Annotated in this window: 12 protein-coding genes and 1 tRNA gene; 4 read left to right on the plus strand and 9 right to left on the minus strand. The window is 69.2% G+C overall.

Going from position 1 to position 13,387, the window contains the following annotated elements; genetic code table 11:
- Nucleotides 1-7 precede the first annotated feature (7 nt).
- Nucleotides 8-1,063, minus strand: a complete 1,056-nt coding sequence (gene queA, locus ACT6Y9_RS03585; RefSeq protein WP_443743524.1) for a tRNA preQ1(34) S-adenosylmethionine ribosyltransferase-isomerase QueA — start codon at nucleotides 1,061-1,063, stop codon at nucleotides 8-10.
- A gap of 105 nt (nucleotides 1,064-1,168) precedes the next feature.
- On the opposite strand from queA, the gene yjgA reads away from it, so the two are divergent.
- The gene (yjgA, locus tag ACT6Y9_RS03590; protein ID WP_295480090.1) at nucleotides 1,169-1,747 is read left to right on the plus strand and encodes a ribosome biogenesis factor YjgA; all 579 of its coding nucleotides are present in this window, start codon (nucleotides 1,169-1,171) and stop codon (nucleotides 1,745-1,747) included.
- A 74-nt stretch (nucleotides 1,748-1,821) separates the two neighbouring features.
- On the plus strand, nucleotides 1,822-3,324 hold the full coding sequence (gene mog / locus ACT6Y9_RS03595) for a molybdopterin adenylyltransferase (protein ID WP_443743525.1): 1,503 nt from the start codon (nucleotides 1,822-1,824) through the stop codon (nucleotides 3,322-3,324).
- 8 nt (nucleotides 3,325-3,332) lie between these two features.
- On the opposite strand, the gene rfbC is transcribed toward mog, so the two are convergent.
- The 6 genes from rfbC to ACT6Y9_RS03625 all read right to left on the minus strand — a co-directional run bounded on the left by rfbC (nucleotide 3,333) and on the right by ACT6Y9_RS03625 (nucleotide 7,621).
- Entirely contained in the window at nucleotides 3,333-3,908 is a 576-nt protein-coding gene (rfbC, locus tag ACT6Y9_RS03600) for a dTDP-4-dehydrorhamnose 3,5-epimerase (RefSeq protein WP_443743526.1), read from the minus strand.
- 161 nt (nucleotides 3,909-4,069) lie between these two features.
- A tRNA-Leu gene (locus tag ACT6Y9_RS03605) sits at nucleotides 4,070-4,153 on the minus strand.
- A gap of 27 nt (nucleotides 4,154-4,180) precedes the next feature.
- On the minus strand, nucleotides 4,181-4,687 hold the full coding sequence (gene folK, locus ACT6Y9_RS03610; protein ID WP_443743527.1) for a 2-amino-4-hydroxy-6-hydroxymethyldihydropteridine diphosphokinase: 507 nt from the start codon (nucleotides 4,685-4,687) through the stop codon (nucleotides 4,181-4,183).
- Nucleotides 4,684-6,126, minus strand: coding sequence for a polynucleotide adenylyltransferase PcnB (gene pcnB, locus ACT6Y9_RS03615; protein ID WP_443743528.1), 1,443 nt, complete (start codon nucleotides 6,124-6,126; stop codon nucleotides 4,684-4,686). The genes folK and pcnB overlap by 4 nt, the downstream gene beginning before the upstream one ends.
- A gap of 9 nt (nucleotides 6,127-6,135) precedes the next feature.
- Nucleotides 6,136-6,846 (minus strand): HAD family hydrolase, encoded by a 711-nt coding sequence (locus ACT6Y9_RS03620; RefSeq protein WP_443743529.1) that lies wholly within the window; start codon nucleotides 6,844-6,846, stop codon nucleotides 6,136-6,138.
- 58 nt (nucleotides 6,847-6,904) lie between these two features.
- Nucleotides 6,905-7,621: an HdaA/DnaA family protein gene (locus tag ACT6Y9_RS03625; protein WP_295480100.1), complete on the minus strand. Its 717-nt coding sequence runs from the start codon at nucleotides 7,619-7,621 to the stop codon at nucleotides 6,905-6,907.
- A 304-nt stretch (nucleotides 7,622-7,925) separates the two neighbouring features.
- Between ACT6Y9_RS03625 and purM the strand changes: the two genes are divergently transcribed.
- The gene (gene purM / locus ACT6Y9_RS03630; protein ID WP_295480103.1) at nucleotides 7,926-8,954 is read left to right on the plus strand and encodes a phosphoribosylformylglycinamidine cyclo-ligase; all 1,029 of its coding nucleotides are present in this window, start codon (nucleotides 7,926-7,928) and stop codon (nucleotides 8,952-8,954) included.
- Between the two features lie 76 nt (nucleotides 8,955-9,030).
- Here purM and miaA read toward each other — a convergent pair whose 3' ends face one another.
- Complete coding sequence (miaA, locus tag ACT6Y9_RS03635; RefSeq protein WP_443743530.1) at nucleotides 9,031-9,978, minus strand: tRNA (adenosine(37)-N6)-dimethylallyltransferase MiaA; 948 nt, start codon at nucleotides 9,976-9,978, stop codon at nucleotides 9,031-9,033.
- Nucleotides 9,978-12,125, minus strand: a complete 2,148-nt coding sequence (gene mutL / locus ACT6Y9_RS03640; protein ID WP_443743531.1) for a DNA mismatch repair endonuclease MutL — start codon at nucleotides 12,123-12,125, stop codon at nucleotides 9,978-9,980. The genes miaA and mutL overlap by 1 nt, the downstream gene beginning before the upstream one ends.
- Before the next feature lie 259 nt (nucleotides 12,126-12,384).
- On the opposite strand from mutL, the gene ACT6Y9_RS03645 reads away from it, so the two are divergent.
- Entirely contained in the window at nucleotides 12,385-13,056 is a 672-nt protein-coding gene (locus ACT6Y9_RS03645; RefSeq protein WP_295480952.1) for a VTT domain-containing protein, read from the plus strand.
- The last annotated feature ends 331 nt before the right edge of the window (nucleotides 13,057-13,387 follow it).

Raw genomic sequence — 13,387 nt, forward strand, 5'->3', positions numbered from 1 at the left:
AAGCGCCTCAGCGCGCGGCCGGCGCGCGCTCGATGAAGCACGCGTCGCCGTAGCTGAAGAAGCGGTACTTTTCGCGCACTGCGTGGGCGTAGGCCTCGAGGATGCGCTCGCGGCCGACCAAGGCCGACACGAGCATCACGAGCGTGGACTTCGGAAGGTGGAAGTTCGTGATGAGCGCGTCCACGATGCGGAATTCGTACCCCGGCATGATGAAGAGGCGCGTGTCGCGCGACCCCGCCTCGACGTGGCCGACGCGGTCCGCGGCGCTCTCGAGTGTTCTGAGCGACGTCGTCCCGACCGCCACCACGCGGCGGCCCTCGGCCTTCGCGGCGTTGATCTTCGCCGCGACGTCTTCGGGCATGTGGAACCACTCCGAATGCATGTGGTGCTCGGAGAGGTTCTCGACGCGCACGGGCTGGAAGGTGCCCGCGCCCACGTGGAGCGTCACGTACTCGACGTCGACGCCCTTGGCGCGGATGCGCGCGAGGAGGTCCTCGGTGAAGTGGAGCCCCGCCGTCGGTGCGGCGACCGCGCCGGGGTGCGCCGCGTAGACCGTCTGGTAGCGGCTCTCGTCGCTCTTCTCGGGCGCATGGGCGATGTAGGGCGGCAGCGGCACGCGGCCGAACTCCTCGAGCGCGGTGAGGACGGGTTCGGAGAAGCGCAGCGCGAAGAACTCGCCCTCGCGGCCGGTCACCTCGACCTCAATCTCGCCCTCCGTGCCGTCCTGATGCGCGAAGTAGAGCTTCGTGCCGGGCTTCGGGGACTTGCTCGCGCGGATCATCGAGATCGCGGTGTCTTCACCCGTGACGCGCTCGATCAGGGCCTCGACGGCCCCGCCCGTCTCCTTGCGCCCCAAGAGGCGCGCCTTGATCACGCGGGTGTTGTTGGCGATGAGAAGGTCGCCCGGGCGGAGGAAGGTCTCGACGTCGCGGAAGGTCTTGTCCTCGAGGACGTCGCGCGTGATGTGCAGCAGCCGCGAGGCGGAGCGGTCTGCGAGCGGGTACTGTGCGATGAGCTCCGGCGGGAGCTCGAAGTCGAAGTCAGAAAGGTGCTGTTCTTGCATTTGGCTTTACCGGCCAGGAATCAATGGGAAAAGAGCGGCATTCTAACGAAAATCAGCGGCTTGAGCCGCTATGATTGCCCCCTTGACTACAAGCTAGAGGACCCTATGCGCCCCAACGACATTGAAGACGATGATGAAGAGGAGTTCCGCGGCCCGTCGAAGTCGCAGCTCAAGCGCGTGCAGCTCGAGCTCCAGGCTTTGGGGCAGCAGATGACGCGCTTCGGCGACGAGACGCTCGCCAAGATCGGCCTCCCCGAGGACGTGTACGACGAGATCGTTGAATTCCGCCGCATGAAGAGCTTCGGCGCGCAGCGCCGGCAGCTGCAGCTGATCGGCAAGAAGATGCGCGACATGGACCCCGCGGCCGTGCGCGAGGCGATCGCGCGCGCGACGGGCGAGTCGAGGGCCGCGGTGGCGCTGCTGCACCGGTGTGAGACGCTCCGCGACCGGATGATCGAGTCCGACGACGCCGTGCGCGCCTTCATCGACGAGAACAGCTCGATCGACATCCGGCGTCTGCGCGAGCTCGTGCGCTTCGCGCGCCGCGAGCGCGAGCAGCAGAAGCCCCCGAAGAGCGCCCGCGAGCTCTACCGGCTTCTCCACGACTTCCTCAACGAGCCGCTCGACCTGATGGCGAAGACGGAGGAAGCGGCGGAGGAAGCCCTCGAGCGCGGCGACGCCTGACATTTCTTCGCGGCCCGGCGAGAGCGCAGGGCCGCCACCCTCGAACGCCAACTGCAAGAAGAAGGAGCCGCGCCATGAAGCCTCCGCGCAGCGTTGAAAACGAACTCATCCTCGGCCTCGTCTCGGTCTCGGACCGCGCGAGCCGCGGCGTCTATGAAGATCAGGGCATCCCGGCGCTTGAGGCCTGGTGCCGCCGGGCGATCACGACGCCCATCAAGATCCACAAGCGCCTCATTCCCGACGAACGCTTCGACATCGAGAAGACGCTGCGCGAACTCGTGGACATCATCGGGTGCGACCTCATCCTCACGACGGGCGGCACGGGACCGGCGAGGCGCGACGTGACGCCCGAGGCGACGCTCGCCGTCGCAACGCGCGAAATGCCGGGCTTCGGCGAGCAGATGCGCGCGATCTCCGGGCACTTCGTGCCGACCGCGATCCTCTCGCGCCAGGTCGGGGTGCTGCGCGAGACGCCCGACCACGCCGCGCTCATCCTCAACCTCCCCGGCCAGCCCAAAGCGATCGCGGAGACGTTGGAAGGCCTCCGGGACGAAGCGGGGCGCCCCGTCGTGAACGGCATCTTCGCCGCCGTCCCCTACTGCATCGACCTGATCGGCGGCCCCTACATCGAGACGGACGAATCGGTCGTGAAGGCCTTCCGCCCGAAGAGTGCCCGCAGGAAGTCCGAAAAGGAGGCGCAGCCGCAGGAGACCGCCCCCGCGGCTCCCCAACCCGAGACGAAGCCCGCTCCCACCCCCGCTGCCGCGCCGCAGCGCGAGCCCGTGCCCGCGGAGGAGACGCCGCGCGAAGCGCGCCCGGAGGTCGAGTCGGTGGAAAAGAAGGCGCCCGCGCCCCGGCCGGAAGTGAAGCGCGAGGCGCCGCGCGCGCCCGCCTTCGCCCCCGAAGACATCCTCGTCACGGGCCCCCGCACGGGCGGCACGCCCGAACTCACGGTCGTCTGGCTTCACGGCATGGGCGTGGACAACACCGACTTCGCGGCCTTCCCCGACGAAATCCGCCAGTTCAACGGCCCCGTCTGCCGGTTCGTGCTCCCCAACGCGCCGATGCGCGAGATGTCGATGCATCCGGACTATCCGCTGCGCGCCTGGTACGACGTGCCGGGCCGGCGCATCGACGAGAACGAGGACGAGCTCGGCATCCGGGAGACGTCGCGCCGCGTCGCCGCCCTGATCGATGAAATCGCCGCTGAAGGCGTGCCGAGAAGCCGCATCGTGCTCGGGGGCTTCTCCCAGGGCTCGGCCATCTCGCTCTTCACGGGGCTGAGGATGAAGGAGCCGATCGGCGGCGTCGCCGCGCTCTCGGGCTACCTGCCCCTCGCGGGACGCCTCTTCTCGGAGGCGACGCCCGCCGGCCGCCGCACGCCCATCTTCATGGCACACGGCGACTTCGACTCGGTCGTGCCGCCCGTCATCGCGGCGAGGAGCGCCGAGGTGATCGCGCAGGTGGACTCCGACCTCATCGCGCGCACCTATCCGATGGACCATGAGCTCTGCCGCGAGGAGATGCACGACCTCGCCGCGTTCCTGCGCTCGGTCGCGGACCGCGCTGAGCGCTGAGGCCGCCTTCAGCCGCCCTGACTCAGGGCGGCGAGGAACGCTTCAAGACCGGGCGCAGCCCGGTCTTTTTTTGAGAGGATGCGGGGGTCGGCGGCGTCGAGCCCCCAGTCCACCGCGAGCGCCGGGTCGTCCCAGCGCACCGCGCCTTCGGAGGCCGGATCGTAGTAGGCGTCGGTCTTGTAGAGCACGACCGTGTGGTCGGCGAGCGCCGCAAACCCGTGCCCGAAGCCCTTCGGGATGAAGAGCATCCGGGGCGAGCCCGCCTCGAGGTCCGCCGTGAAGACGCGCAGAAACTCCGGGCTTTCGGGCCGCAGGTCCACCGCGACGTCGCGGATCGCGCCCGCGGCGCAGCGCACGAGCTTCGCCTGCGCCGCCTCCGCGCGTTGGTAGTGGATCCCGCGGATCGTGCCGCGCCTGAGCGACAGGCTCTGGTTGTCCTGCACGAACCGGACGGGAAGGCCGAGCTCCTCGAAGACGCGGCCGCTCCAGGTCTCCATGAATTCGCCCCTTTCGTCGCGAAAGACGGGCGGCTCGATCAGCATGAGGCCCCCCGCTCCGAGGGGCGTCTTCTTCCATTGCGGCATTCCGGAAGGCCTCCCGCCCCGCTCCGAGGGGCAAAACAAAACCCGAACCGCTCCCAGGCCGCGGCCCGGAAGCGCCGGAGAAGCACTGCGTCTGGAGAATCCCGGCGAAACGGGCGGATAAAAAAATCCCAAACCGCTCGAAGCGGTCTGGGATCCATGTCTGGTCCCCGGAGAGAGACTCGAACTCTCACGGTTTTACCCGGCGGATTTTGAATCCGCTGCGTCTACCATTCCGCCATCCGGGGGAGAAGCCGAAGTATGCCACAACTCGATCAGCCGAGAAGGCGGATTCTCTGTCCTGGATCGCGGCGGCGCACGGCCTCCACGAGATCGCCGCCGGCGACGCCTTCGGGCGAGCGCCAGCCGGGCTCAAGCTCGAGGAGCGGCACGAGCACGAAGAGCCGCTCCTCCATCCTCGGGTGCGGGAGCGTGAGCGCGCGCGTGGCGCGCGTCTCGCCCTCAAAGGCGAGCAGATCAAGGTCGAGCGTCCGCGGCGCGTTGTGCACGCCCGCCGGGCGCACTCGCCCGTGGGCGAGTTCGATTCTCTGGAGTTCGCCGAGCAGCGCCTCGGGCGTGAGGGTGGTCTCGAGCACGGCGGCGGCGTTCACGTAGTCCGGGCCCGAAGAGTCCACGGGCGACGTGTCGTAGAAGCGGCTCGCGCGCACGGAGAAGACGCCCGGAATCCGGGCAACTTCTTGAAGGGCGGCGGCAAGCGCCGCCTTCGGGTCGCCGAGGTTGGCGCCGAGCGAGATCCAGGCGCGGCGCTTCTCGGCCGTCACGATTCGCTCCCCGCGGCGCCCTGCGGGCGACGGGAGCGGCGGCGCGGACGCCGGCGGCGGCGGCGTTCCGTCCCTTCGGAAACCTCGGGGAGTTCGTCGCCCGACTCGGCCGCGGCACGGCCGCGGCGGGCTTCGTCGGCGGTGCGGCGGGCCTCGGCCTGCGCCTCGCGGATCATGTCTGCGCGGGTCTCCTCGTCGGCGTTCGCGAAGGCGTCCCACCATTCGGGGAGCCACGCCGGAACCTCGCCCACCTGGCTGCGCAGCAGCAGGAAGTCGTACCCGGCGCGGTAGCGCGGATGGCGCACGATCGCGTACGGCGTCTTGCCGGTGCGGCGCTCAAGCCGCGCCTGCATGAGCCAGAGGTCGTGCATGTCGGCCTGGAAGCGCCGTTGAATCGAGATCTTCTGGCACTCGGTCTCGAGCACCTCGACCGAGGCCTCATGGAGCGCGGCAAGCCGCGGCACGCCGCGGGTCTCCTCGTTGTAGCGCCAGCGGCGCAGAACCTTGGGCCAGAGGAGCGTGCCGAAGAGGAAGAAGGGGGAGATCTTCTTGCCGACCGCGAGGCGCTCGTCGGTGCGCTTCAGGGCGAGCATCAGGAACTCCTCGCCCTCGGGCGAGGAGAGCATGTTGTTGAGGACGGGCAGGAGCGCCGCGGCGAGGCCGTCCTCGCGCAGGCGCTTCACGCAGGCGACGGCGTGGCCGCAGGTGAGGAGCTTCAAGACCTCGTCGACGAGGCGCGCCTGCGGCACGTTCGTGAGCAGCCTCGCCATGCGCGCGATCGGGCGCTCGGTGTTGGGCTCGATCGTGAAGCCCAACTTGGCCGAGATGCGCACGGCGCGCAGCATCCGCACCGGGTCCTCGCGGTAGCGCTCCTCGGGGTCGCCGATCATGCGCAGGCGCTTCTTCGCGATGTCCTCGAAGCCGTGGTGGTAGTCGTAGACCTCCTCGGTCTTGGGGTCGTAGTACATCGCGTTGATCGTGAAGTCGCGGCGCGCCGCGTCCTCCCACATCTCGCCGAAGACGTTGTCGGAAATGACGCGCCCATCCACGTCCTTCCTCACCCCGGCGCCCTCGAGCGCGCGGAAGGTCGAGCACTCGATGATCTCCTGACCGAAGATCACGTGCACGAGGCGGAAGCGCCGGCCGATGATGATCGCGCGCCGCTGGCAGCGCTTCACCTCTTCGGGCGTGGCGTCGGTGGCGACGTCAAAGTCCTTCGGCGTGACGCCGAGGAGCAGATCGCGAACGGCGCCGCCCACGATGTACGCGCGGTAGCCGCGCGCCTGCAGCGCCTCGCAGCAGCGCTTGGCTTGCCAGGCGACGAGTTCGGGGTCGATGCCGTGCTCGTCCTTCGTGATGATGCGTGGTTCGCGCACGAGGACCGAGCGGTCCTCAGCACCGAAAAAAGACTTCACGCGGCCAACAATAGAGTCAAACATGTGAGAGGTTCATCCTGCTTCTGTTTTGAAGAGCTCGAGCGTGCGCCACCCGCGCGTCCGGGCGATGCGCCCGAGCTCCGGGTCCGGGTTGACGGCGACGGCTCCGCCGGCGGGCCTCCAGCCCGCGGCAAATTCTAAAAGAGGAAGATCGGCGGCGGAATCCGACCACGCCTCGATCCATTCAATGCCTTCGAAGACGTCTCCGGCCCGGGCCTCCGTGCGGCGCATCCAGCCGCGCAGCAGCGCGACCTTTCCCGCGCCGAAGGAGTCGGATCCGACGAGACGCCCCGTGAAGGAACCGTCCGGGCGCTCCTCGGGCGTCGCGGCGAGAACCTCCTCAATGCCGAAGAGGCGCGCGATGGGTTCGGACACGAACCGGTGCGTGCCGGTCGCGAGAATCACGCGGCAGCCTGCGGCGCGCCGCTCCGCGACGAGCGCGAGGGCTTCGGGCCGCACGGCCGGGCGCACGACCCGGTCGATGAACTTCGAGCGCCAGCGCTCGAGCTCCGCACGGTCGTGACGCGCGAGCATCCCGAACTGATAGTGGATGAAGTCGAGCGCGTCGAAGGCCCCCGAATTCCAGTCCTCGACGAAGCGCCCGAACTGCGCCTCGAGCTCTCCGCGCGCCGCACCCGAGCGCTCTGCGAGCCAGTAGGTCCAGGCGTCGCCCGAGTCGATCGGCAGCAGCGTGTGATCCAGGTCGAAGATCGAAAGCTTCATGGGTGTTGGGAGTTCAGGGAAACAAGAACGCCGGCGCAGGCGGACGAAAAACGGGGCTTCAGCGGCCTTCGGCCGCTTGCGCCGCGTCGGCCGCATCGGCCGCCTCGACGATCCGGGCGGCCTCGCGCACGACCGAAACGGTCACGCGGCGCTTGGCGTGCAGTGCGATCTGATTGGCGACGTCCATCACGCGCGTGAGCGAGCGCATGTCGCGCGGCAGGTGCATCGACATCCACTGCTCCATGTCGGGCGTGAGGAGGATGCCGCGCAGAGCCGCCTGGCGCGAGAGTTCGCGGAACCGCTCCGCCTCGCCCAGGGGCGTGAGCGCGTAGCAGGTGCCGCCCAGGAGACGGTTCTTCACGCTCTCGGGGAGCGGGAGATCCTTCGGGGGCAGCCGCCCGGCACAGACGAGCCGCGCCTCGGCGTCCGCCCAGACGGCGTTCTGCAGCTGCAGCAGCTCGCGGGCGTACCCGGCGTCGAGCTGATCCACGTCGTCCACGGCGTAGCGCACGACGCCGGGCGTGAAGCGCGGCACGCGCACACCCGACTCCTTCGTTCCGGGCAGGAACGCCTCGATCAGGTGCGAGAGCCCGACGCCCTGCGGGCCGTAGAGGTAGAGAAACTTCGGCCCGCGGCCCGCGGCCATTGAACAGAGCACGGCGAGCGCCTCGGTGTTTTCGCCCGGAATGAAGTTCGCGAAGGTGGGCCTGTCGCGCTCCTGAAGCTCAGGGAGGTCCAGAAGGTACTGGTCGGGAAGAGAGCTCGAAGTGTCCACGGGTGCGCGGGATGAAGAAAGTGGGTTGCGGTCTCGGGAGGGAGTACGTACTGTCAGGGACGGCGTGCGCCGGTTTTCCGGAACGAAAGGAGTGTACTGCTTTTGCTCGGAAAAATCGGGCTCGGCGAGCCCGATCGGCGCAAGCAGGGCGGGCTTTTCGGCGCTCGGGCGCGCCCCGAGGTCTTATACTTCCGCAACTCTTTTTCCCGACGCCCTCCGCCGCGGCCCGCGCCGCGGGACCCGCCCGGGCTTCGCTCCCGGCCGGTGGGTGCCTCACCTTCCCCACGCTGTCACGAGTTTCTCCATGACCCAGCTCTCCTACGCCGCCGCCGGCGTCTCCATCGACAACGGCGATGAACTTGTCGAACGCATCAAGCCTGCCGCCAAGCGCACCCTGATTCCGGGCGTGCTCGGTTCGATCGGCGGCTTCGGCGCGCTCTTTGAAGTGAGCCGCGAGTACCGCAACCCGGTCCTCGTCACCGGCACGGACGGCGTGGGCACGAAGCTCATGCTCGCCTTCAAGCTCGGCCGCCACGACACGGTGGGCCAGGACCTCGTCGCGATGAGCGTGAACGACATCCTCGTCCAGGGCGCCAAGAGCCTCTTCTTCCTCGACTACTACGCCTGCGGCAAGCTCGACGTGGACATCGCCGAGCGCGTCGTGAAGGGCGTCGCCAAGGGCTGCGAACTCGCGGGCTGCGCCCTGATCGGCGGCGAGACGGCCGAGATGCCGGGCATGTACCCCGAGGGCGAATACGACCTCGCGGGCTTCGCCGTCGGCGTCGTTGAGAAGGACGAGATCATCGACGGCAAGTCGATCCAGCCGGGCGACGTCGTCCTCGGCCTCGCCTCCTCGGGCCCGCACTCGAACGGCTTCTCGCTGCTGCGCAAGGTGGTCGAAGTGGCCGGCGCCGACTGGGACATGCCCTTTGACGGCGCGACCCTCGCCGACCGCGCGATGGCCCCGACCCGCATCTACGTGAAGCAGGTTCTGAACGTCATGAAGCAGGTGAAGATCAAGGGCATGGCCCACATCACCGGCGGCGGCCTCATCGAGAACGTGCCCCGCGTGCTCCCCGAAGGCGTGCAGTGCCGCATCGACGGCAACTCCTGGACGCGTCCGGCGATCTTCGAGTGGCTCGAAGAGAAGGGCAACATCGACCGTCACGAGATGTACCGCGTCTTCAACAACGGCATCGGCATGGCCGTGGTCGTTGCGGCCGAGGACGCCGAGCGCGCCGTTGCGGCCTTCGAGGCCGAGGGTGAGAAGGTCTTCCGCATCGGCACGATCGAGCCGCTGCCCGCGGGCGAAGCGCCCTGCGTCGTACTCTAAGCCGCAGACCGCCGGTCAGATCTGATCAGATCAAAAGGGCCGTCTCCCCGCACCAGGGAGGCGGCCCTTTCCTTTTTCAGGGGGCGGCGGCGAGCGCGAGGCGCTCGACCGCTTCGAGCGCACCGGGAAGGAAGGGATCGAGCTTCGTCACGCCCTCCATGGACCGCAGCCACGTGAGCTGGCGCTTCGCGAGCTGGCGCGTCGCGGCGATGCCGGCGAGCCGAAAGTCGTCGTACGTACGCTCGCCGCGCAGGTGCTCGACCGCCTGACGGTAGCCCACCGCGCGCATCGCGGGACTCTCCGGGTCGAAGTCGGGCCGCGCCGTCAGGGTGCGGACCTCGTCGAGAAAGCCCCCGGCGAGCATCGCGTCGAAGCGCGCCTCAATCAGCGCATGAAGGCGCTTGCGGTCCCCGGGCACGAGCGCCGCGGTCGTCATCGGGAAGGCGGGCCGGGGCTCGCCGCGGTGAAAGCTCGAGAGCGGGCGCCCGGTCATGCGCCAGACTTCGAGCGCCCGGCCGATCCGCTGCCGGTCGTTGGGCGCGAGACGCGCTGCGGTCGCGGGGTCGACCTTCGCGAGGCGCGCGTGCATCGCGGGCCAGCCGAGGCGCGCAGCCTCTTCGGCGACGGCTGCGCGCACTTCGGGCGGCGTGGTCGGCATCTCGTCGATTCCTTCGCGCAGCGCCTTGGCGTAGAGCATCGTGCCGCCCACGATCAGGGGAATGCGCCCGCGCGCGCGGATCTCGGGCACGAGCCGCATGCAGTCCTCGACGAACTCCGCCGCACTGTAGGGCTCGCCGATTTCGCGGATGTCGATCAGGTGGTGGGGCGCGAGGGCGAGCTCCTCGCGCGTCGGCTTCGCGCTCCCGACGTCCATGCCGCGGTAGACGAGCGCGGAGTCGATCGAGATGATCTCGACGGGGTGCTTCTTCGCAATGGCGAGCGACAGGGCGGACTTCCCCGAGGCCGTGGGCCCGAGGAGAAGGAGCGCCTGCGGGCGCGCGGCTTCGTCAATGGCAGCGGTCATCAGCGGCCCCTCATGAAGAGTCGGTCAAGTTCGGTCATGCTGAGCGTGGTCCAGGTGGGCCGCCCGTGGTTGCACTGGTCGGCGCGCTCGGTGCGCTCCATGTCGCGCAGCAGCTCCTCCATCTCGGGGAGCGACAGCCTGCGGTTTGCGCGGAAGGCGCTGTGGCAGGCCATCGTCGAGAGCATGCGGTTGCGCAGCACCTCGATCGCCTCGGTCGCGGCGTAGTCCTTGAGGTCGTTCAGCACCTCGTGGAGGAGCGCCTCGAGCTCGGGCACGGGCACGTCGGAGAGCATCGCCGGGATGCTGCGCAGCACCACGGACCCCGAATCGGCCGCGGTGACGTCGAGCCCGAGGTCGCTCAACTTCTCCCCCGACTCCTCGAAGGCCGCGTACTCGAGCGGCGTCACCCGCACGACGATCGGAATGAGGAGCGGCTGCACGGAGAGCTTCTTCGCGTCCATCGCGCGCTTCAGGCGCTCGTAGAGCACGCGCTCGGCCGCGGCGTGCATGTCCACGATCACGAGCCCGTCGGCGTTTTCGGCGAGGATGTAGACGCCGCCCACCTGCGCGAGAGGCCGCCCCAGGCGTCCCGTGCCGCCCGTGTCGGCGGCGTCGCGCCCGTCGCGGTCGGTGAAGAGCGTCGGCGCGGCCTCCGGTTTCGGAGCCGCCTGAGTTGGCGGCTCCGGCCGGGAGGGCTCCGCGGGTTCGTCCGAAGGGGCGTCGTCGCGCGCCTGCGCCTCCGGAGGCGCGCCGCCGTAGAGCGCCATCGCCGAGGCGACGGCGGCCTGCGAGGGGCGCTTCGGAGCGCCGAAGCCGCCCGATCCGCCGAAACCGCCGAAGGCGGACTGAAGGGCGCACCCTTCGCCCCCGCGGGCGCGAAGACCGAGGAAGGCCGGCCGGTCGGCGTCGGGCGGGAGCCCGAAGGGCGATGCGGCGGCGCGGGCGGGCGCGGGCGCTTCTGCTGCGCGCGCAAAGGGATCTGGCCGGACGGCCGCGACGGCGGCGGCAGCGGTGGGCCTGGGCGACGGCGCGGCATCGGGCGCGCAATGCCCCGTGGAGTCCGTCTCCGCCTTGGGGGCGTCCCGGAAGAGCGCCGCTTCACGGCTCGCCGGGACGGATCCTGCGGCCAACTGGTCGGCGATGGTCGCCCGGCCGTCCGCACCGGCGAGCGGCGGCGCGATCACCGCGCGCACCGCGTCGGAGATGAAGCGGTGCACACGGCCGCTCTCGCGGAAGCGCACCTCGGTCTTCGTCGGGTGCACGTTCACGTCCACCTCTTCGGGCGGCAGCGTGAGAAAGAGGCAGTACATCGGCTGCGCCTGCCCGTGGAGCACGTCCTCGTAGGCCAAGCGCACGGCGTGCGCGGCGACGCGGTCGCGGATGAAGCGGCCGTTCACGAAGAGGTACTGCGCCTCGGTGCGGGTGCGCGAGACCGTGGGCAGGCCCACGAGCCCGGTGAGCCGCCAGCCGCCCGATTCGGCGTCCACCTCGCGGCAGGCCCCCTTGAAGTCGCGCGGCATGAGCGCGGTGATGCGGCTCGCGGGCGATTCGACCGCGAGCCTGAGGCCGGGGCGGCCGTTCACGAAAAGGGAAAGGGCGACCTGCGGATTCGGGAGCGCGATGCGCTCGAGCTGCGTCACGACGTGCGCGGCCTCCGTGCTCTCCGTCTTCATGAACTTGCGCCGCGCCGGCGTCTTGTAGAAGAGCCCGCACACCTCGACGCGCGTCCCGGGCTCCATCCCGGGCGCGGGCTCGACCACGCCCCCGGCGATCTCCCACGCCTCGGCGCTCCCGGGCGTGCGCGAGCGGATCGAAAGGTCGGCGACGGAATCGACCGACGCGAGCGCCTCGCCGCGGAATCCCAGAGTAGCGACGTGCTCGAGCTCGTCGAGGTTCTTCACCTTGCTCGTCGCGTGGCGCTTGAGTGCGAGCGGCAGCTCCTCCTTCGGAATCCCGCAGCCGTTGTCGGTGACGACGATCCGCGAGAGGCCGCCCTGGTCGATGCGCACCTCGATGCGGTCCGCGCCCGCGTCCACGGCGTTTTCAACAAGCTCCTTCACGACGGAGGCGGGCCGCTCGATCACTTCGCCCGCGGCGATCTGACTGATGAGCTGGCTGGAGAGTTCGGCAATGGGACGGCGCGGCATGAATCGAAACAAATGGTTGAGGAGTGTGACGGGCTCCGCTGCGGGCGCGCCCGCGGCGGAAGGCGGTAGCGGCGCTTCCGGAAGGCCCCTTCGCCCCAGCGGGCGTCCGTGCGGATGAGGAGCGCGGCGCACCTCTGCCGCTATGATAGGGGGCCGGACCGGGAGGAGAACGAGAATTCCTCCCGCCACTCCCGGCTCCCGCACGCGGATCGTCCTCTCCGCGGCCTTCCGACACTTCTTCTCATAGGCCCCGCCCGTCATGGACATCTTCGGACTCATCGTCGAGCTCTTCACCAACGCCGACCACTTCCTCGTCTCGCTTGCGACGAACTACGGCTGGCTCATCTACCTCGCGATGTTCATCATCTTCTTTCTCGAGACGGGCTGCGTCGTGATGTCGTTTCTCCCGGGCGACTCGCTGCTCTTCGTCGCGGGCACCGTCGCCGCGGCCGGCACCGCGAGCCCCTGGGCGATCATGCTCTCGGTGATCCTCGGTGCCGTCTTCGGCAACTCCGTCGGCTTCTCGACGGGCAAGTGGTTGGGCAACAAGATCTACGACGGCTCCATCCGGTGGATCAACGCCGACAAGCTCCAGCACGCCCGCGCCTTCTACGTCTCCCACGGCGGCAAGACCATTCTTCTCGCGCGCTTCGTGCCGATCGTGCGCGCCTTCGCGCCCCTGATCGCCGGCGCGGCGAAGATGGACGGCCTGCGCTTTGAGCTCTTCTCGGGCGCGGGCGCCGTGCTCTGGGCCGTGTCGATCGTGGGGGCGGGCTACCTCTTCGGCAACATCCCCTTCATTCAGCAGAACCTCTCGAAGATCCTGCTCCTCGGCATCGTCGCCGCGGTGATGGGGCCGGTGTTCGTCGGCCTCGCGGCCAAGTGGCTGCAGAAGCGCCACGAGGAGCGCCTCGCGCGCGAAGACCACTGAAGCGCGCCTCTGCGTCTTTCGAACTACCTATGGCGACTCGGCCGGCCGCCCGAGTCGTCGCCGCTTCGTCACGATTTCGTCACACTTGGGGAAGTAGACTGAAAGGAGGATTTCATGTTTTTCCTCCCTGTCCTTTCTCAGGACAAAGTGACGGCAATGACTCTCAAAGAAGACGTTAAGACCCCGGTTTCCCCTACGACGACGCCGGAAGCGGCCGCTGCGCCCGCAGCGGCCCCCGTAGCCGTTCCCGCCGCAAAGGCGTCCGAAATGAAGGCTCCCGCAAAGGCGGACGCTCCCGCAGCGCCCCTTGCGGCGGAAAAGCCTGAAGAGA

Source organism: Sutterella sp., assembly GCF_052272535.1.
In the GTDB taxonomy this organism is placed as follows: Bacteria; Pseudomonadota; Gammaproteobacteria; order Burkholderiales; family Burkholderiaceae_F; genus Sutterella.